The sequence below is a fragment of the Williamsia sp. 1135 genome (assembly GCF_002095395.1).
In the GTDB taxonomy this organism is placed as follows: Bacteria; Actinomycetota; Actinomycetes; order Mycobacteriales; family Mycobacteriaceae; genus Williamsia.
The window spans coordinates 20,882-39,341 of sequence record NZ_MJEI01000096.1; the positions used below are offsets into that span (position 1 = coordinate 20,882).

Annotated in this window: 17 protein-coding genes; 9 read left to right on the forward strand and 8 right to left on the reverse strand. The window is 64.5% G+C overall.

Going from position 1 to position 18,460, the window contains the following annotated elements:
* The first annotated feature begins 80 nt into the window (after positions 1 to 80).
* The 5 genes from BFL43_RS15545 to BFL43_RS15565 all read left to right on the forward strand — a co-directional run bounded on the left by BFL43_RS15545 (position 81) and on the right by BFL43_RS15565 (position 4,704).
* Positions 81 to 611: a hypothetical protein gene (locus BFL43_RS15545; RefSeq protein ID WP_143695345.1), complete on the forward strand. Its 531-nt coding sequence runs from the start codon at positions 81 to 83 to the stop codon at positions 609 to 611.
* 255 nt (positions 612 to 866) lie between these two features.
* Positions 867 to 2,273, forward strand: coding sequence for a PepSY-associated TM helix domain-containing protein (locus BFL43_RS15550; protein ID WP_346425971.1), 1,407 nt, complete (start codon positions 867 to 869; stop codon positions 2,271 to 2,273).
* Positions 2,270 to 2,800, forward strand: a complete 531-nt coding sequence (locus BFL43_RS15555; protein WP_084893427.1) for a copper chaperone PCu(A)C — start codon at positions 2,270 to 2,272, stop codon at positions 2,798 to 2,800. Before BFL43_RS15550 ends, BFL43_RS15555 begins: the two co-directional genes overlap by 4 nt.
* Positions 2,793 to 4,013: a Dyp-type peroxidase gene (locus tag BFL43_RS15560; RefSeq protein ID WP_084893428.1), complete on the forward strand. Its 1,221-nt coding sequence runs from the start codon at positions 2,793 to 2,795 to the stop codon at positions 4,011 to 4,013. Before BFL43_RS15555 ends, BFL43_RS15560 begins: the two co-directional genes overlap by 8 nt.
* Before the next feature lie 211 nt (positions 4,014 to 4,224).
* Positions 4,225 to 4,704, forward strand: a complete 480-nt coding sequence (locus BFL43_RS15565; protein WP_240498294.1) for a LysE family translocator — start codon at positions 4,225 to 4,227, stop codon at positions 4,702 to 4,704.
* A gap of 103 nt (positions 4,705 to 4,807) precedes the next feature.
* Here BFL43_RS15565 and BFL43_RS15570 read toward each other — a convergent pair whose 3' ends face one another.
* The gene (locus BFL43_RS15570) at positions 4,808 to 5,950 is read right to left on the reverse strand and encodes an acyl-CoA dehydrogenase family protein (protein WP_084893429.1); all 1,143 of its coding nucleotides are present in this window, start codon (positions 5,948 to 5,950) and stop codon (positions 4,808 to 4,810) included.
* Positions 5,951 to 6,013: 63 nt separating this feature from the next.
* Between BFL43_RS15570 and BFL43_RS15575 the strand changes: the two genes are divergently transcribed.
* Positions 6,014 to 7,498 carry an NAD(P)/FAD-dependent oxidoreductase gene (locus BFL43_RS15575; RefSeq protein WP_084893430.1) on the forward strand — a complete coding sequence of 495 codons (1,485 nt, stop codon included), beginning with the start codon at positions 6,014 to 6,016 and terminating at the stop codon, positions 7,496 to 7,498.
* Positions 7,499 to 7,578: 80 nt separating this feature from the next.
* Here the strand turns inward: BFL43_RS15575 and BFL43_RS15580 are convergent, their stop codons facing one another.
* The 3 genes from BFL43_RS15580 to BFL43_RS15590 form a co-directional block, all read right to left on the reverse strand.
* Positions 7,579 to 8,127: a molybdenum cofactor biosysynthesis protein gene (locus BFL43_RS15580; RefSeq protein WP_084893431.1), complete on the reverse strand. Its 549-nt coding sequence runs from the start codon at positions 8,125 to 8,127 to the stop codon at positions 7,579 to 7,581.
* A gap of 96 nt (positions 8,128 to 8,223) precedes the next feature.
* Complete coding sequence (locus tag BFL43_RS15585; protein ID WP_084893432.1) at positions 8,224 to 9,297, reverse strand: diacylglycerol kinase; 1,074 nt, start codon at positions 9,295 to 9,297, stop codon at positions 8,224 to 8,226.
* A gap of 57 nt (positions 9,298 to 9,354) precedes the next feature.
* Positions 9,355 to 10,095, reverse strand: a complete 741-nt coding sequence (locus BFL43_RS15590) for a glucose 1-dehydrogenase (RefSeq protein ID WP_084893433.1) — start codon at positions 10,093 to 10,095, stop codon at positions 9,355 to 9,357.
* Between the two features lie 200 nt (positions 10,096 to 10,295).
* Between BFL43_RS15590 and BFL43_RS15595 the strand changes: the two genes are divergently transcribed.
* Positions 10,296 to 11,207: an HAD family hydrolase gene (locus tag BFL43_RS15595; RefSeq protein ID WP_084893434.1), complete on the forward strand. Its 912-nt coding sequence runs from the start codon at positions 10,296 to 10,298 to the stop codon at positions 11,205 to 11,207.
* A 223-nt stretch (positions 11,208 to 11,430) separates the two neighbouring features.
* Entirely contained in the window at positions 11,431 to 11,829 is a 399-nt protein-coding gene (locus BFL43_RS15600) for an Lsr2 family protein (protein WP_240498295.1), read from the forward strand.
* Here the strand turns inward: BFL43_RS15600 and BFL43_RS15605 are convergent.
* From BFL43_RS15605 to BFL43_RS15615, 3 genes are all read right to left on the reverse strand, one after another.
* The gene (locus tag BFL43_RS15605; protein WP_084893435.1) at positions 11,801 to 13,135 is read right to left on the reverse strand and encodes a diacylglycerol kinase family protein; all 1,335 of its coding nucleotides are present in this window, start codon (positions 13,133 to 13,135) and stop codon (positions 11,801 to 11,803) included. The genes BFL43_RS15600 and BFL43_RS15605 overlap by 29 nt on opposite strands.
* 25 nt (positions 13,136 to 13,160) lie before the next feature.
* Entirely contained in the window at positions 13,161 to 13,484 is a 324-nt protein-coding gene (locus BFL43_RS15610) for an amphi-Trp domain-containing protein (RefSeq protein WP_084893530.1), read from the reverse strand.
* Between the two features lie 230 nt (positions 13,485 to 13,714).
* The gene (locus tag BFL43_RS15615; RefSeq protein WP_084893436.1) at positions 13,715 to 14,170 is read right to left on the reverse strand and encodes a DUF6325 family protein; all 456 of its coding nucleotides are present in this window, start codon (positions 14,168 to 14,170) and stop codon (positions 13,715 to 13,717) included.
* 193 nt (positions 14,171 to 14,363) lie between these two features.
* On the opposite strand from BFL43_RS15615, the gene BFL43_RS15620 reads away from it, so the two are divergent.
* Complete coding sequence (locus tag BFL43_RS15620; RefSeq protein WP_168176657.1) at positions 14,364 to 17,039, forward strand: LuxR C-terminal-related transcriptional regulator; 2,676 nt, start codon at positions 14,364 to 14,366, stop codon at positions 17,037 to 17,039.
* 10 nt (positions 17,040 to 17,049) lie between these two features.
* Here BFL43_RS15620 and BFL43_RS15625 read toward each other — a convergent pair whose 3' ends face one another.
* Positions 17,050 to 18,408: a DUF2252 domain-containing protein gene (locus BFL43_RS15625; RefSeq protein ID WP_084893531.1), complete on the reverse strand. Its 1,359-nt coding sequence runs from the start codon at positions 18,406 to 18,408 to the stop codon at positions 17,050 to 17,052.
* Positions 18,409 to 18,460 lie beyond the last annotated feature (52 nt).

Below are 18,460 nucleotides of genomic sequence, written 5' to 3' on the forward strand. Positions count from 1 at the left end.
CGGTCGTGACCCGCGGGTGCGGGCGCCGTTGCCGGCGCAGCACCTGTACGACAGTCGGTAGTACCTAGTAAGGTGCCGCTGTGGACTCCCGGATGCAGTTGCTCGCGCGGATGCGCGGTGCCTTCGTCGGGTTGATGTCCGGAGCTGTCGCAGTCGCCGGTCACGGACTCGGTGGTGGGGCAATGGCTTTGTCCGAATCCTCCCTGCTCCTGCTGGTGCTGGTCTGCACCGCGGCGGGCGCAGCGGTCACGCCGGGCCAGGTTCGATCGAACCGGTTGGTGGTCCTTCTCGCGGTCCTCGGCCTCGGCCAGGTCATGGGCCACGTGATCCTGACCCTGAGTCACGGCCATGCCCACAGCCTGGTACCTGCGCCGTCCATGGTCGCCGGCCACCTCACTGTCCTCCTGCTGACCGCGGTACTCCTCCGCTGTGCCGAACACGGGCTGCTCGCGGCTTTCGGCTTCGTTGCCCGCCTGCTCACCCGGGTGCTCGATGTCCCGGCAGGCCTCGTCCCGATGTGGACGGCCACGATCACCAGCTACCGGTCTGCTGCTCACCGCTTCCTCGCGTTGTCGACCGCGGGCACCCGCGGTCCTCCTCTGGCTGCGTAGATCTTTCTGCTCGTGCGGATTCGACTCGTTGTCGGTCAGCACGAACACCTCCGCGGTGGGCCCGACTCCGGTCGCCCCGCGGAGCGATTCCCGATCGCCGCGCGCCTTCGTGGTCCACTGCGCCATGAGATCTTCACATACGAATAGAGAGTCATGTCGATCATCCGATCCGACCATGACCAGCCGGACGCGGCCTTTGCGTCCGTTTCGACGACGAGATCACCTGCGCCAGTTCAGGTGATTCGTCCTCTGGTCATGCGTTTGCACTTCTACGCGGGGTTGTTCATTGCGCCCTTCCTCATCGTCGCCGCCATCAGCGGCGGCCTCTATGCGATTGCGCCCACTGCCGAGCAATGGGTCTATCGCGACGTCCTGCACACCGATTCGACCGGACCGGCGGCGCCATTGGCCGAGCAGGCTCAGGTGGCACAGAGCGTTGTTCCCGATCTACAGCCCGACGCGGTTCGCCCCGCGGTCGAGGCAGGCCAGACCACCAGGGTGCTGTTCGCCGACCCCTCGCTGGGACCGTCGATGCGGACGGCGGTGTTCATCGATCCGGTGACGGCGACATCGAGAGGCACCGAAATCGCATACGGATCCAGCGGATCGCTACCCATGCGGACCTGGATCTCGCAGCTGCACCGCAACTTGCACCTGGGCGAACCCGGCCGCATCTACAGCGAACTCGCTGCGTCCTGGCTGTGGGTGATCGCGCTCGGCGGGCTCGTGCTCTGGATCGTCCGCTATCGCAGCCGCCAGCGGAACACCGGATCGGCGCCGCTGCTGGGGATCGATCGAACGACCACGGGCCGCAACCGGACGCTCAATTGGCATGGTGCAGTCGGGACCTGGATCGTCGTGGGTCTGGTGTTCCTGTCGGCGACCGGACTGACCTGGTCGCGTTTTGCGGGTGAGAACATCACCGAACTGAGGCAATCGCTCAGCTGGACGACACCGGCTCTGGACAGCTCACTCGATCCCGCTGCCGCTCCGGCGGATTCGGGTCATCACGACCACAGCGGCGGCGGACACGAGACGGTATCAGCCGATCAGCGGATCGTGTCCCGCAACGTCACCGACGTCGGGCAGGTGCTGTCCACCGCGCGGGCCGCGGGCGTCACCGGGGCCGTCGAGATGACGATCCCGTCCGATGCCGCGACCGCCATGGTCGTCTCGCAGGTCCGAACGGCGTGGCAGCTGGAAACCAATTCGGTGGCAATCGATCCCGGAAGCGGGACCATCGTCGGCGAGTCGAAGTTCTCCGAATGGCCGTTGGCGGCGAAGCTCTCGAGTTGGGGCATCGCGCTCCACATGGGACTGCTGTTCGGGCTCGCCAATCAGTTGGTGTTGCTGGCTGTAGCGATCGGATTGGTCAGCGTATGCGTGCGTGGATACCTGATGTGGTGGAAGCGCCGCCCGACCCGTCACCGTGAGGGTGTTGCGCTGGCTCGCCCGCCTCGACGTGGTGCACTGCGCAAGACCCATCCGGCCATCGCGGTCGCGATCGTCGCCGCGGCAGTTCTCGTCGGCTGGTTCATCCCGCTGTTGGGAATCAGCCTGCTCACCTTCATCCTGGTCGACATCGCGATCGGGCGTTACCACGACGCCCGCGCACGGCGAACGCCACCGGTCTCGACCTCCACCACCACGAAAGGTGCATGACCATGCGCAATCTCCACACCCGAACTGCCGGAGCTCTCGCGGCGGCTGTCCTGTGCGTCACCGTGTTCGCCGCGTGCGGTGACAAAGAACAAACGGCAACGCAGGCCGACTCGGTCACCGTCTCCGACCAGTGGGTCAAGGCCGCTGACAGCGGGATGACCGCTGCGTTCGGTCAGTTGGCGAACACCGGTGACTCGCAGATCCATCTCGTCTCTGTCTCGAGTCCTGCCAGCGGTTACATGGAGATCCACGAGATGGCGACCAGCGATTCCGGCGGCATGGTGATGCGCGAAAAAGAAGGGGGACTTGTGATCCCGGCCAAAGGGTCGCACAGCCTCGATCCGGGCGGCGACCACCTGATGTTCATGGACATCACCGCGCCGGTGACCGCAGGCCAGACCGTGGACCTCACCCTGACCTTCGACGACGGCTCCACCAAGGAGGTCGAGGCCCAGGTTCGCGACTTCAGCGGCAACGAGGAGAACTACGACCCCGGTACCACCGACACGCCGACTCCCGGTGCCTGAGCGCGGTCGGCCCCGCGCCGGATTCAGCCGGCGGCGTCTCCTCGGAGGCGCCGCCGGGCTGGGAGCGGCCGGGGTCGGAGTCGGAATCGGCTGGGGTGCAGCAGAAGCCGCCGCCTCGAACGACTCGGACGGCAGCGCTGGAGGCCAGACCGAATCGTTCTACGGGCCTCATCAGGCGGGTATCGCGACGACGCCGCAGGCGTATGGCCAGTTCGTCGGCCTCGACCTCGTCGACGGCACCGACCGTGCCGCGCTCACCGGCATCCTCAAGGTCTGGACGGAAGACGCTGCCCGCCTGACCGGTGGCCGGGCCGCGCTGGCGGATACCGAACCCGAACTGGCACAGATCCCGTCCCGGCTCACGGTGACCGTCGGTGTCGGAGCGGGGGCGTTCAGCGCCGCGGGACTGGAAGAGCGCCGACCGACCTGGTTGAGACCTCTCCCTGGGTTCGCCATCGACCGGCTCGACCAGAATGCCTGGAGCCAAACGGATCTGTTGCTGCAGGTCTGTGGCGACGACCCGATGACCGTCGCGCACACAGTCAGAGTGCTGACGAAGAACGTGCGTTCACGAGTTCGGATTGCCTGGGTTCAGCGCGGTTTCCATCACGCTCGGGGGAGTACCCCGGCGGGCACGACGATGCGCAACCTCATGGGGCAGGTCGACGGCACCGTGAATCCGAGGTCGGACGTCGACTTCGACGGTCTGGTCTGGGATGACGGATCACAGCAGCCGTGGTTGGCGGGTGGGACATCGCTCGTGCTCCGGCGGATCGCCATGCAACTCGACACGTGGGAGGAACTCGACCGCCACGCCAGGGAACTCACCGTCGGGCGGACCGTCGACACTGGCGCTCCTCTGACGGGATCGGCGGAGCACGACGAGCCGGACTTCGAGGCGACCAAGATGGGGATTCCGGTCATCCCACCGTCGTCCCACATCGCGCGGGCGCATCAGCGCACACCGAACGAGCAGTTCTTGCGCCGGGGGTACAACTTCGACGACCCACCCTCGGCAGGTCAGACGTCGAACTCCGGTCTGATCTTCGCCGCGTACCAGCGGGATGTCGACACGCAATACCTTCCGGTCCAGCAGCGTCTCGCCGACCACGATGCCCTGAACGAGTGGACGGTTCCGATCGGCTCCGCGGTGTACGCCATCCTTCCGGGCATCGAGAAGGGAGACTTTCTGGGTTCTACGCTGCTCACCTGACATCGCTTGGCAGTCGAGGGTTTGAGTCGTCTCCGGTGGGTACCCGAGATGGCAATGAGTCCTGAAACGGTTCTTGCCTTCTGTGGTATTGCCCTGCTCGCCTACGTCACGCCTGGTCCGGACTGGTTTGTGGTGATGAGACACGCCGTCCGGTCCAAGCGGTCCGGCTGGGTCGCCGCGATCGGCGTCCCAATGCGGATTGTTGGTCCACATGACGGCGGCCGCAGTTGGGGTCGCCGCGATTCTGCTGGCCAGCGCGACGGCCTTCACCGTGCTCAAGCTCGTCGGCGCCGCGTATCTGGTGTACCTCGGAGTCCGTGCACTGCTGAATTCGCGGTCGAGCTCCGGCGGTTCCGTCACCGAGGCTCAGGAACCGGCCGACCTTCGGTTGTTCGCTGTTTGGCGCCAGTCGTTCGTAGCGAACGTCCTCAACCCGAAAGCGGCACTCTTCTTCGTGGCTGTTCTCCCGCAGTTCGTGTCCACCGGTGGCGCTGTCACGCTGCAGATCCTCGGGCTCGGTGTGATCGACGTAGCCCTCGGAGTCGTTTGGTGGGCGTTCTTCGTGTTCGGAGTGCACCGCCTCCGGACGCTCATGGGTGGACGACGTGCCAGGGTGTTGACCGACCGGATCTCGGGAACCGCACTGATCGGACTGGGTGGGGGATTGGCGCTGACACCGGCCAAGATGTGAGAGCCCTGGTGTTGGTTGACATCTGGCCTCGATGTCGCTGCCCTGACGGCCGAGCCTCGGACGTCAGGGCAGCGATGAACTCTTGCGGGGAAACGCAGGAACGCTACAGCGATCGGGCGATTATTTCCTTCATGATCTCGTTGGTACCCGCGTAGATTTTCTGCACGCGTCCGTCGGCCCACATACGGCCGATCGGATACTCGCTCATGTAGCCGTAGCCCCCGAAGAGCTGGACACACTCGTCGAGGACCGACATCGCACGGTCGGTGGTCCACCATTTGGCCATCGCGACCGTCGGGATGTCGAGCTCGCCCGTGAGGTGCTTGACGATGCAATCGTCGACGAAGACCCGCGCGATGCGGGTCTCCGTGGCCGCCTCGGCGAGCTTGAACTTGGTGTTCTGGAAACCGAAGACCGGACGGCCGAACGCCTGACGGTCCTTGGTGTAGGCAATGGTTTGTGCGACAGCAGATTCCATGCCTGCGACCGAAGCGACCGCGATGATGAGGCGCTCCTGCGGGAGCTGCTGCATGAGCTGGATGAAGCCCTGGCCCTCCTCGGTGCCGAGCAGGTTCGCGACCGGAACCCGGACGGCGTCGAAGAACAGTTCCGAGGTGTCCTGTCCTCGCTGGCCGATCTTGTCGAGCACTCGCCCCCGCCGGAAGCCCTCGCGGTCTCCCTCGACGAGCACCAGCGAGATGCCCTTGGCGCCCTCACTGGTGTCGGTCTTGACCACGACGATGATGAGGTCGGCCTGAGAACCGTTGGTTATGAACGTCTTCGACCCGTCGATGACGTAGTCGTCGCCGTCGCGAATCGCCTTGGTCTTGATGCTCTGCAGATCCGATCCGGTGCCCGGCTCGGTCATGGCGATGGCGCCGACCACCTCACCAGAGGCCATCTTCGGCAACCACTGCTGCTTTTGCTCCTCTGTCCCGTAGGCGAGCAGGTAATGAGCGATGATGCCGTTGTGCAGGCTGACGCCCCACGACGAGTCACCGACCCGAGCCTGCTCTTCGATCAGCACCGCCTCGTGTGCGAACGTGCCGCCACCGCCGCCGTACTCCTCCGGAATCGACATGCACAGGAGGCCGAGTTCTCCCGCCTGATTCCACAGATCGCGATCGACGTGATGCTGGTCGACGTACTTGTCGGCGTTGGGAGCGACGGTCTTCTCGAAGAACGACCGGACCAGACCACGCAGGTCGTCCAGGTCGTCAGTCACCCAGGGGGAAACGTGAGTCATGGGGTTACCTTCCGGATTTCCATGGAATGCGAATGTTGTCATTGGCGAGCGTAACATTGGGTAATGGCAGAAAAGACTCACCACGAAATCGTCGTCGTCGGCGGTGGCTTCTCCGGCTTGGGGACCGCGATCGCGCTCAAGAAAGCCGGTTTCCACGACCTGCTCATCGTCGACGACGCCGATGGTCCCGGCGGCACCTGGCAGTGGAACACCTACCCGGGTGTGGCCGTCGACATCCCGTCGTTCAGCTACCAGTTTTCGTTTGCTCAGCGGTCGACCTGGTCACGTAGCTACGCACCTGGCCGTGAGCTGCGCGTGTACGCCAAGCAGATCGTCGACGAATACAACCTCGCACCCCACCTGCAGTTCTGCACCCGGGTCCACAAGGCCACGTTCGACGCGCAGTCCGCACAGTGGTCGATCTCGACCAGTTCTGGGGATGTCACCGCACGCTGGCTGATTCACGCCGGTGGACCGCTGAGCCAGCCCAAGCTGCCCGAGATCGACGGCATCGACACCTTCGAGGGCGCGACGATGCACACCAGCCGATGGGACCACGAGGTGTCCTTGGCGGGTAAACGGGTCGGGATCATCGGCACCGGAGCGACGGCCGTGCAGGTGATCCCTGAGATCGCACCCGACGTCGAGCAACTGACGGTTTTCCAACGAACCCCCATCTGGTGTCTGCCGAAACCGGACTTTCCCCTCGGTCGCGTCGGACGCGCAGGACTGAGGAAAGTACCCGGAGTCAGGCAGGCCGCCCGCCTGGCGAGCCAGGCGTTCGTCGAGGCGACGTTCCCGGTGCTGGCGCACTTCCATCGCTGGATTCCCGGTACCTCCGCCCTCGAAGTTGCCGCCCGCAAGTATGTCGCCATGCAGGTCCTCGACCCGACCACACGGAGCAAGCTCACGCCCACCTACGCCCTCGGGTGCAAACGGCCGAGCTTCCACAATTCATATCTGTCAACCTTCAACCGTGACAACGTCGCCCTGGAGACCAGGTCCATCGAGGCGATCACCCCGAAGGGGATCAGGACAACCGACGGCGCCGAACATGAACTCGACGTACTCATCCTGGCCACAGGTTTCAAGGTCACCGACAAGGATGCGCTACCGACCTACCAACTCACCTCGAACGACGGCACCGACTTGGCCGAGCACTGGGATACCGATCGGTTCCACTCCTACCAGGGCGTCACGACGGCGGGCTTCCCGAACTTCTTCACCGTCTTTGGCCCATACGGCTACAACGGCGCTTCCTTCTTCACGCTGGTCGAGAACAGTGCGACCCACATCGTGCGGGTGCTCGACGAAGCTCGCCGCCGCCAAGCCACGTCGGCCGAAGTGACCGCGGCGGCACAGGACAAGTACATGACCTCGATACTGGCGCGCCGCCCTCTGCAAGTGTTCACCAACCCGACCTGCGCGGACGCAAACAGCTACTACTTCACCAAGAACGGTGATGTGCCCTTCCGGGCATCGACCACACTCGAAGCGGCCTGGCAGAGCCGGTGGTTCTCCCTTGCCGACTACACCTTCGCCAGGTAGGCAACGGAACTCTGCCCTGGCCGAGTAGTCAAGCAACCAGTGGCCACCCGGGGGGTAGTTCGAAGCCGGGAGCTGAGTCCTCAGATCGGCTGGGCCCGGCGGACCTGCTCTGCCACCCGTGCCGGGTCGAGTTCCACATCGCAGGATATGACTGCCGGCCCGACGCGTAGGACCCCGGACGTCAGCGGTTGCGTTCGGAGCCCGCCGCGTCCGATCAGTGCTTTGCGGGTGCCTTCGCCTGCCATCGTGTCCATCCACACGCAGGGGTGGGCAGGACGGCCGCCGCGGAATCGGACCGGACCGTCGCCGGTGTCGATCTCGAACTCTTCGCCTCGCAGCGGGTCGAGTTCCAGTCCGCGGACCATGACGTTGCGGCGGGCCACCGCCGGATCGACGTCTCCTGCCGCGGCCTCCCAGGCCTCGAGGGCGAGAAAGGTGATCGCTGCCTCGGTGTGCGCCCGGACACCGAAGAATCGGTCACCGCGGATGCCTTTGTTCGCGGTGATCTCGATGAGATCGGGTGTCTGCGTCGTGACGTCGGCGGCGGGCCCATCCTTGGCCCGGCCGAAGTAGGCGTGGGCAGGGGACACCAGCAGGGAGACGATCTCGAAGCGGTACTCGCGTTCCATGGGTCCACGGTGGCACGGCGTCGGTCCTCGGTCGGCATCTGGGTGTGCGCGGCCTGTCGCCAGAGGCGATCGGACGATAGTGGGCTCGCGGGCGGGTCAGCCGACGTAGAGGCCTTTGCCGGTGACGAGGGGCAGATCCAGGGTGGTGCGGATCCCCGGTGGGGCCGCGATGACCGCCGGGATGGCGTTGACGATGCGGCCGGCGGCGGCCACGATCGCGGCGTGGTTGTGATCGCCCTTGACGCTGGTCGGGCAGATGTCGACGGCGTAGTTGGGTTCGCCGATGATCTCCACGCGGTACGAACCACCTTCTTGCGCGGGCCGGGCCCAGTCCGGGCGCAGGTCGTCGCGCAGCCGGGTGACGTGCTCGACGACGATCGCGGAGTGCCCGTTGACTTTTCCGTGGATCTCGAAACGCATGGCGGCAACGGTGCCCTTCTCGATCCGTCCGACTGCGACATCGAACGCCTCGGGGGCGGGTTCCAATTCGAAGTTCTCGGTGATCTCGTCGACCTCGATACCGAGACCGGCCGCGAGTTGCCTTATCGTTGTGCCCCAAGTGAACCCGAGGATTCCCGGCTGGAAGAGGATCGGCAGGTCGTCGAGATCTTTGCCGAACCCCATGACGTCGAACATCACGGTGGCGCCATCGTAGGTGGCGTAGTCGGCGATCTCCATGACCCGGATCTGCTCGACGCGCTGGCAGGTGCCCGCCAGCGCCAGGGGGATCAGGTCATTGGCGAAACCGGGGTCGACGCCCGTGATGAAGATGCTGACGTCGCCCTTGCGGGCCGACGCCTCGACTCGGTCTATGTTCTTGTCGGGCAACAGTTGCCAGGGGAATTGCAGGATCACGGGCGACGAGCCGACCACATCGACTCCGGCCTCCAGAATTTTCTGACAGTCCCTGAGCGCATCGCCGGTACGGATGTCGCCCATGGCGCAGTAGACGACACAGTCGGGTGTGGTGGCCAACACCGCATCGATGCTGCCGACCGCGGTGATGCCGGTGGTCACGTCGAGGCCGGCCAGCTCGCCGGCGTCTTTGCCCACTTTCGATTCTGTGGAGACGCCGACCGCCGTCAACTCGTAATCCGCGCTCTCGATCAGTTGGGTCAGCGCCAGGCGGCCGACGTTGCCGGTGCCGATGAGGGCGACGCGAATCGCCATGGGGGATCTCCTCAGAAGTGTTGATGCACTGGTCTGTCGGGCTCTGGTGTCAGCAGGTCACATAGATTTGTGGGGAACGTCGGTGACCAGTCCGCCGTCGACGACGAACTCGGTTCCCGTCGCGTACGACGATTCATCGCTCGCCAGGAAGAGCACGAATGTGGACACCTCACTGGACTGCCCCGGTCGGCCGAGGGGAATCGTCACGAGGTCGTCGGGGAACTTCTCGGTCATCGGTGTGCGGATCAGGCCGGGGTGCAAGGAGTTGACGCGGATGTTGTGCGGCGCCAGTTCCAGGGCCACCGATTTCGCGAGACCGCGCACGGCCCACTTGGTCGCGACGTATCCGTGCGCCCAGGGGGCGCCGCGAAGGCCCTCGATGGACGAGACGTTGATGATCGAACCGCCACCGGCCGCGATCATCGGATCGGTCGACGCCTGGATGCCGAAGAACGTGCCGGTGAGGTTGACGTCGATGATCTTCTGCCACTTGTCGTGCTTGAACTGCTGGATCGAACTGCCGTTGGCGATACCTGCGTTGTTGACGAGGACGTTCAGAGCCCCGAAGTCGTTGACGGCGGTGGCGACCGCGGCCTCCCACTGATCGAACTGCGCTACGTCCAGGTGGACGTAGCGTGCGGCGTCGCCGAGTTCGTCGGCCAGCGCCTGGCCTTTCTCGTCGAGGATGTCCCCGATCACGACCTTTGCGCCCTCTTCGACCAAGAGTCGGGCGTGAGATGCGCCCATTCCCTGAGCGCCACCGCTGATGATTGCCACTTTTCCGTCCACGCGTCCCATGGCAGGCACGCTACCTCGACCATCAGACATGTGTCCAGACTCAAGTTTTGTTTGGTGTCCAAGTCGAGCCCGCGTCGATTCTGATTCCGCTGATTCGCCGCGCGGAAACGTCTTGTTCGGATGATGCGACGAGGACCGCCGCGACCTACCGTTGACAAAACCACGTGTGGATCTCGCGCTGAAGCAGGTTTGGAGAGAATATGACTTGCACTGTGTTGGCGAGCTGGAACGATGGCGCGGCCAAGAGGGCCGTCATAGAGTTCGTGACTTCGGCGGTCACTCCCGGTGAAGGTTTCGTCGAAATCGCCGACCGGATCGCGGCGTTCGACAACGACGGCACCCTGTGGTCGGAGCAGCCGCTGCCGCCCCAGTTCGACTTCGTCTTTCGCAAATGGGGAGAGGAGGTCGCCGCAGACCACTCTCTGGCCGCAGTCCAGCCGTACAAGGCGTTGGTCGAAAAGGACAACGCCTTCTTTGCTCGGGTGGAAGCGCAGGACCCCGAGGTGATCGAGACCCTGCTTGCCGCGTTCTCACGGTCGTGGGCAGGGACCACCCCCGCCGAGTTCGACGCCCAGGTCCGGGTATGGCTGGAGACGGTCAGGCAACCGAAGTTCGATGTTCCCTATGTCGAACTGGTGTACGCGCCGATGCTCGAACTCATTGAATACCTGAAAGACAACGACTTTCGTGTCTTTGTCTGCTCCGGCGGTGGGCGCGACTTCATGCGGGTCTTCGCGGAGGAAACGTGGGGTATCTACAAGGAGAACGTGATCGGGACGGCCGCCGACTACCACTATTTGAATGGATCGATCGTTCGTGCTGAACATGGCCTCGGCGGACTCGACATCGGTCCGGGTAAGCCCGAGCACATCTTCGCCACGACGGGGCGGCTGCCCGTGTTCGCCGGCGGTAACGCCGACGTCGACATCGAGATGCTCGAGACCGCGACCTTCGCGTTGTTGGTGAACCACGACGACGACGAGCGCGAGTTCGCATACACATCGAATGCCGAGAAATTGGTCGAACGCGCCAAGGAGCGCGGCTGGACGATGGTCTACAACATCCCCCTCCGGTCGAGGGGGACCAGTGGTGAGATGTCGCTCGGAGAGTGATGCGCGTACAGTCTTCGGTAAGTCAAAGTAATTGCCGCGGCGATCATTTTGGTCAGGTGTTCGGGTTCAACCTCAACAGGTCGGATACTTTCCCCTCGGGCGCGAGTTGTGAATGCCAACTCCGCTGTCCGGCGGTGGATTCAGCGACAGAACATGTCTCCACGTGGCTCGGAGGCTTCTGCGTGGTGGAGGACGTAAAGGTCTCCTCTGTTTGTGCCGCAAAATGGGTGGAATCGATACGGGACTCCTGGTGAAAATGGCGAAGATAGTTGCTGTTCGTTACTTCGATGATCTTGATGACGCACCGCTAGACATCGTCGACCTCCACACCATGGAGTGGTCTTGGGCGGGCGTGGATTACCAATTCGACACCAGCACAATCAATCTCGCGAAGATAGAGGCCGGTGAGATCTCGGTTGCGGTCCTCTTGCAGAAGTCGACTCGGACTGGCACCACTCTGAAACGGCTGGCCTTTCCCTCGGCGCCGATAGGATTTGACGCCGCTGCGGAGCGACTGCGCATCGGACAGATTCGTACCTGGGCGCGGGCACAAAGCCGCGGTGTCGGGGACCGGGGGCGACTTTCTCGAGAGGTCATCGACGCATACAACCGGGCACACTGAGCTCGCGGAGTCGAACCCAGTCCACTCGCGTCCGCGGACGATGAATTCCGGGTCGTTCCCGAGGAACCAGGACCCGCAGTGCGCCCGGTTTGATGGTGCATCGCACCGGAGTGGGGAACACGAGCGCTTCACCGTCGACGCCGACGGGGATCTCCGGCGCGTCGGCCTCGATCACGACGGCGTCGATGGTGTGCTGGGTCAGACCCCGTTGTCGGGTGCGGCGGAGTAGACCGAGGGCGTCTCTGGTGCTGTCGACCGAGATGGTGACCATTCCGAGGACGCCGCAGTCAATCCGCGGCCGATGGCCGAGTCCTGCGAGATCACGAGTCTCGTAAGGTCCGTTGCTGATCAGCACGGCCTGCGGATTGTCGATGGTCATATTTCCCGCCCGGACCCGTAATCCGGCGCCCCGGTGGTTGCCGATGAGGTCGGGCAGCATCCGCAGCATCGTGCCCCGTTTGTCATCTCGGTATTCGGGACTCTGCACCACCTCGGCGTACGCCCCGAAAGATGCATTGTTCACGAATGTGCGGCCGTCGATCTCGCCGAGATCGACGCGGATCTCCGTCCCGTCGACCAGTGCATCGAGGCATTTGGCCGGATCGTCGAGGTCGAGTCCGAGATCGCCGGCGAAGTGATTGCGAGTGCCGGCACTGATCACCAGGTACGGGAGGTCGTGTTCGGCGGCGATGCCCGCGACGAGTGCCTGCGTACCGTCGCCGCCCGCAACTCCGAGCAGATCGGCCCCGCGCTCGACCGCGTCCCGGGTCAGGGCTGCGACGTCGACGATCCCGTGTCCGTCGAGCAGCGCGACCTCGGCACCGAGCGCCTCGGCTCTTTTCTTCAGGTCGAACTTGCCGACCTTCCCTCCGCCCGAACGGGGATTCATCACCAGGAACGCGTGCTCGGGCGGCGAGGCCCCCCGCTCTGGCATCGCTGCGGCGGCGTTGTCCCGCCGAAGCGCTGAGCGGGCACAGATTCCGGAAATCATCAGCAATACGATCGAGGCCAGCACCACCCACAGCAGACTCGCTCGAACGAGCAAGCCCAGAAACACAAGTGGGGCAACGATGAGTGCCGCCAGCGACACCCAACGCACCACTCCGCGGGCCGACAGAAACCAGTACAGGGCGACGATCACGATCGCGATCGTGCCCACTGCCGCGATCAGCAATGTCAGTGTGTCCAGGCCCGCGAACACCAGGAGGACTGCCGCTGTCGCCAGTACGGCAAGAAACGACGCCCGTGCCAACCAGCGGGCGGCTGCCGGCGACGCGGGGTCCGGATTGTCACGATGGCTGTTCATTTGCCGACGGTGCCGGTGCGGCGTACTACTTGGCAGCCGCTTTGCGTGGCCGAGCCCGCCGGGTCGCCTTGGCCGGGGCGGCCGCGGCCGGTTCGGGTGCTGCATTGGCAGGCGCTGCAGAAGCTCCATCGCGCCATTTGATCTCGATCTCGATCTCCGTCTCGTCCCCGTCGACCTCGATCTCCAGCTCGAACTGGACTCGGTCGGCGACTTCGACGGTGATCGACTCACCGCCGGTGCCCAGGTCCACTTCGGATCCGCTGGCAAGGGCTTTGCCGAGGGCGATGAGTCTTTCGGAAACCTGCTTACGGGTCAGCTCGGTGGTCTTCTTGATCTCCAGCTTCGGCATGTCGGGCTCCTGGCTTCTCGTCGATGTACAGATCGGATTGATGGGAATCATTTTCGGGCTCGCCGGCTTCGGGAGATCCGGGCCGACGATCGCGATCATGGTCAGTGGAGCTTCGGCGACGACGGATACCCTCGGCGACAACCGCTGCGCCGTCCGTGTTCGACCGCTGTCTGATGACAGGGTGCCCGATCACCGCACGTCTCGTGGCTCTTCCGTTGCGCATCGTCATGTCAGTCCGCCATCGGGCGGTCGGCTTGGAGCGTCGCGACGATCGCTCGGGAGGGGATGCGCCCCTGCGCGACGATCTGCGCCGAGACCAGACGGGCAGACGCCGAGATCGAGGCGACTCCGATGTTCTCCCAGACGATCACCGCGGCGGTGGCGCCTGAGCGGATCGCCCTCGCCACGTTGTCGATGTCGTCGGCCGCCAAGATCTCGGCCAGTGTCCCCGTGAGCGAGCCCAACTCGGAGGCTTCCCCGAGGTCTTCGACCTCGGTCACCGCGATGTCGCCGGCGGCCGACTTCGTGACGATGAGCAGATCGAGTACCCGGATGATGCCGCGGTCGACGAGGTCGAGCAATGATCGCGTCATGGCAGCGGGAATGTGGTGTTCACCGGCGACGAACTCGACGATCACGTAGTCGATAGGACCCAGTTCGGAGTAGTCGATCAACCGGACCTCCATGTGCAGTCGTGCACGCCGGCGTGGGGAACCTGCGCACACGCCCGACGGTGAATGACGTCAGTTTCCCAATCCATGTCTCGTTCTGTCGTCACCCGTAGGGAATGAGATGTGCGAGCGGGTAAGAAGACTTATCATCAGGCTCAGGTGTTCCACGGGCGGGGCCGGGAACGATACCGGAAGAGGTGGTCAAAACATGGCCGACCAGTACACTGCAGCGTTTCGTCTACGAACGTCCCGATCGGATCCTCCACCAGGTTTCGTCGAGCGTCAGCGCCTGAACTCCATGCTGAACCATGGCGCGCGTAGAGCCGTCACCATCGTCTGCGCCGGACCCGGTTACGGTAAGACCCTTGCGGTCTCGGCCTGGGTCGGGCGCGGTGATCCTCCCGGGCCCGTGGCCTGGCTGACCGCGGACACCAGATATGACGTACAGGGCCTGTGGGCGGACCTGTTGGACGCGTTGCGGATCTCCGGGGTCGTGCCGCAGTCGAGTGTGCTCGCCACCCTGACCCCGGGAGTGCAGTTCGGCGAACCCGAATTCGACCGGATCGTCGAGGGTTTGATGCGTCTGCCGACCCCGATCGTCGTCGTGCTGGACGACTTCCACCACATCACCGACCCCGCCGCGCTGGACAGCCTCAATCGCGTCGCGGAGTACCGCATTCCGCAATTGCGACTGGTGTTGGTCTCTCGCACCGAGCCTGAACTGCGGCTTTCCAGACTCCGCCTCGTCGATGACGTCGCCGACATCGATGGCAATGATCTGACGTACACGGCCGCGGAGACTCGCGAGGTGTGCGCCCGGAGCGGGGTGACGGTCGTCGACGGCGCGGCGACTGAGCTCCACAGTCGAACGCAGGGCTGGCCGGCGGGACTTCGGCTGGCGATGATCAGCGTCGACGAGGCTGCCGGAGCGGTCCCGGCCCTCGAACACTTCAGCGGCAACAACCGCAGGGTCGCCGAGTATCTGCTGGAGGAGATTCTCGACCGACTGTCACCGAGCGACCGCCTGTTCCTTCTTGCCACAAGTGTCGTCGATCAGATGACCGCGGAGTTGGCGCGAGCACTGTCCGGCCGCGTGGACAGCAGGCAGGTACTCGAGGACCTGGTGGCACGTAATGCGTTGACGGTGCGCCTGTCTGATCGACCGAACTGGTTCCGCTATCACCCGCTACTCCGAGAATTGTTGCTGGACAGGCTCTCCGCGGAGAATCCTGACAGTGTCCCGGAACTGAACCGCCGGGCCGCCGACTGGTACGTCGGGAGGAACGAACCGATCGATGCGTTGCGGCACTATGCGTATGCCCGTGACTGGTCAACTGTGGCAAGAGTTCTCGGACAGGTCGCCCTGCCGCTGATCCTGACGCCGCAGGCCGCGGCTCTGGTGTCGGCACTGTCCACCGTGTACGACGACGTGGCGCGGCTGCCGACCGCCGAGACCTTGATCGTCGCGTTGGTGTGCGACTATCAGCGACACGACTTCGAGTCGATGCAGCGCAATGCCGACGAAGCGACGTTGCTGCTGAATGGGACAGCTGATCCGTTGACCGACGTGTATCGGGTCATCATTGCCATCGCGCACACCGTTCATGCCAGGGCATCGGTGCCGTCGCAGCTGGTGGACACCGCGGACGCGTTGCTCGAACTGCTCGATCATGTTCCCCGGCGGGAGGTTCCGGCGTCCGCCGCCTACGCCGTCGTCGGCATCAACAACCGTGCAACCGGACTCGTCCACGAAGGCCACCTCGACGAGGCTCAGGTGGCTCTGTCCGCGGTGCGCACCCAGGGCGAGCATCTCGGCCTAGGTTTGACGGTCCTCTCGGCCGCGTCCTATCTGTCGCTCGTCGAGTTCCTGCTGGGTGATCTCGATCAGGCCGAGACCGAATCGACGTCGTCGTTGGCGGCGGCGGAGAGGCGGGGATGGGCGCGTGAGCCCCAGTTGCTGGCCGCATACGCTGCAGCGGCGCTGGTCTACCTCGACCGCGGTGAACGCGAGAAGGCTGAGCGGTACATCGACGCGGGCCTGGTTGCCAGTACGAAGGGGTCGGACTTCGGTTGCCGGCTGCTCCTGCACGTGGCAGCCGTCGGTGTCGCCGTTGCCCGCCAGGAGGCGTCGACGGCACGGACGGCACTCCATCGTCTCGACCTGTCGGCGGCTTCGACTTCCCTGCCCGCTTTGTTGGTTGCGTGGTCACGCGTTTGCCGCGCCGAGGTGGCGATGGCAGTCGGGGAGCCCCACATTGCGCTCGACGTGATCGGCGACCTCGGCGACCCCGGCGACCCCGTCGAAGATGTGGGCTACGTCTCGAGCCTGATGCGCATCACACGCGCCAAAGCGCTACTCGAACTCGCGCGGCCCGCCGCTGCTCTCGAGGAGCTTCGTCCGGCAGGTCGGTTCGCCGGGTTTCGGGCACTGGCCGCCGAAGGCGCGCTGCTGGAGGCGGCGGCGCAAGGCCATCTTCGGAGGGACAACATAGCCGTCGAAAGGATCGGCGCCGCGGTGGCGTTGTCCGCGCCGATCGGTTTACGGCGTCCGTTCCTGAGGCAGGACGCGCAGATACCCATTCAGCTGAACCGATACATCCGCCTCAGCGGCGACCGCAGTTCATTCGTCACCGAACTCGCGGGCACCTTCGGCGTCGTCACCGAGCTGACGACGCCGCCGGCGACAGTCCTGCAAAGCCTCACCGAACGCGAACTCGCAGTGCTGAAATATCTGCCGACCATGCTGAAATCGTCGGAGATCGCAGCTGATCTGTTCGTGTCGGTGAACACCGTCAAGACTCACCAGCGCTCGATCTACCGAAAGCTGGGTGTGTCCAATCGCCGCGAAGCGGTGGAGTCGGCGCGGTATTGGGAGATGCTGTAGAACGACTGGGTCAGGGAATGTCGGGCCAGCCTCGCTCGGATGGGATATCGCCATCGGCAACGGCTTTCGCCAATTGTGCGTGGTCGGCGGTGTTCTGGTCGGCATAGGCGCTCGAGAAGTCGACCAGGGCGTCCTCCGCCTTGTCGCTGTTGCCGAGGTAGTCCGCAATCGCCGCCGAATCCCCGCTGCGCGCATGCGCCCGTGCCAGCACGTGACCACAGGCAGCGGCGAACCGCGGTAGCACCGGAGCCACCCCTTCGCCTTTCGGGATCACCTTGCCGTCGCGGAACTGACGCACGTAGAAGTCCAGATCCAGCTCCAGCTCCGGCCACTCGAACGACGTCCAGCCCACGAACATGTCGGTGGCGCTCTGGATGAGGTGTTGCCCGTGCACGACCCGGGCACCGTGGTTGTCGTACTTGCTCCTGCCGAGAAACTGTTCGTACACAGACGGTCCGGCTTGTTTGACCTGCAGGAACAGGGGATCGCCCGTACGACGCTCCTCGAGCAACGTCAGGAACACCCGCATGCCGACGCTGCCCACACCGACGACCTGGCGCACGGCGTCCACCGCGTCGTACCGGGTGAGCAGGTTCTCGAGGTGGTCGGGGACCGACTCGTGATACTTCGCGAGCACCACCCGCAGGATCTCCTCTGCGGCATCGCCTAGCCGGTGGGTCCGGTACGGGGGATCCTCGGTGATCTGTGCCTTTCCCTCGACCGTGGTGAGCAGCTTCTTGGACACGCCCCGACTGGTCCGCTTCTTGGCCCGGCTCTCGATGAGGGCATCGAGTTTTTCTTCGTTTTCCTTCTTGGCGTACTGCACCAGTTGCTCGATGTCGATCTTGTCGTACCAGACATCGATCTGGGGCGTTTCCGCGTACGCCCTCATGCGCTTGCGATAGTTGCGGTAACCCGCCCGGACTGCATCCTGCGCCGCCGATTCCGTGATCCCGTTGTCCCGGGCGAGCACGACCAGGCTCGCGAGAAAGCGTTTGAGGTCCCATTCGAACGGACCTGGCAGCGTTTCGTCGAAGTCGCGGAGATCGAAGATGAGGTTGCGTTCGGGCGATGTCCACATCCCGTAGTTGAGTACGTGTGCGTCGCCGCACATCTGGACCAATATGCCGGTGTGCGGGGTCGACGCCAGATCGGCCGCCATCACCGCTGCAGCACCGCGGTAATAGGTCCAGGGGGAGTGACTCATCCGGCCATGACGGATGGGCAATAGATCCGGGGCCCGGATATCGCTCTGCGCGAGAATCGTCTGCAGTGCGTCATGGCCACGTTTCTCGGGATTCCACCGTCCGAGCTCGCTGCGTGGGACCAATTTTCGTGACTGACGACCCGGGTTCGGATGTTCCGGCATCGGTGCGTCGACGAACTCGGGGTCCTGCGTCGGCCGTGCGTCGAGATCGGTC

What these genes read in the sequence shown, in the direction of transcription:
- BFL43_RS15550 (WP_346425971.1), top strand. Translation starts at nt 867, where the DNA reads ATGCGTTTGCACTTCTACGCGGGGTTGTTCATTGCGCCCTTCCTCATC.
- BFL43_RS15555 (WP_084893427.1), top strand. Translation starts at nt 2,270, where the DNA reads ATGACCATGCGCAATCTCCACACCCGAACTGCCGGAGCTCTCGCGGCG.
- BFL43_RS15565 (WP_240498294.1), top strand. Translation starts at nt 4,225, where the DNA reads ATGACGGCGGCCGCAGTTGGGGTCGCCGCGATTCTGCTGGCCAGCGCG.
- BFL43_RS15570 (WP_084893429.1), bottom strand. Translation starts at nt 5,950, where the DNA reads ATGACTCACGTTTCCCCCTGGGTGACTGACGACCTGGACGACCTGCGT.
- BFL43_RS15575 (WP_084893430.1), top strand. Translation starts at nt 6,014, where the DNA reads ATGGCAGAAAAGACTCACCACGAAATCGTCGTCGTCGGCGGTGGCTTC.
- BFL43_RS15580 (WP_084893431.1), bottom strand. Translation starts at nt 8,127, where the DNA reads ATGGAACGCGAGTACCGCTTCGAGATCGTCTCCCTGCTGGTGTCCCCT.
- BFL43_RS15585 (WP_084893432.1), bottom strand. Translation starts at nt 9,297, where the DNA reads ATGGCGATTCGCGTCGCCCTCATCGGCACCGGCAACGTCGGCCGCCTG.
- BFL43_RS15590 (WP_084893433.1), bottom strand. Translation starts at nt 10,095, where the DNA reads ATGGGACGCGTGGACGGAAAAGTGGCAATCATCAGCGGTGGCGCTCAG.
- BFL43_RS15595 (WP_084893434.1), top strand. Translation starts at nt 10,296, where the DNA reads ATGACTTGCACTGTGTTGGCGAGCTGGAACGATGGCGCGGCCAAGAGG.
- BFL43_RS15600 (WP_240498295.1), top strand. Translation starts at nt 11,431, where the DNA reads ATGGGTGGAATCGATACGGGACTCCTGGTGAAAATGGCGAAGATAGTT.
- BFL43_RS15605 (WP_084893435.1), bottom strand. Translation starts at nt 13,135, where the DNA reads ATGAACAGCCATCGTGACAATCCGGACCCCGCGTCGCCGGCAGCCGCC.
- BFL43_RS15610 (WP_084893530.1), bottom strand. Translation starts at nt 13,484, where the DNA reads ATGCCGAAGCTGGAGATCAAGAAGACCACCGAGCTGACCCGTAAGCAG.
- BFL43_RS15615 (WP_084893436.1), bottom strand. Translation starts at nt 14,170, where the DNA reads ATGGAGGTCCGGTTGATCGACTACTCCGAACTGGGTCCTATCGACTAC.
- BFL43_RS15620 (WP_168176657.1), top strand. Translation starts at nt 14,364, where the DNA reads ATGGCCGACCAGTACACTGCAGCGTTTCGTCTACGAACGTCCCGATCG.
- BFL43_RS15625 (WP_084893531.1), bottom strand. Translation starts at nt 18,408, where the DNA reads ATGCCGGAACATCCGAACCCGGGTCGTCAGTCACGAAAATTGGTCCCA.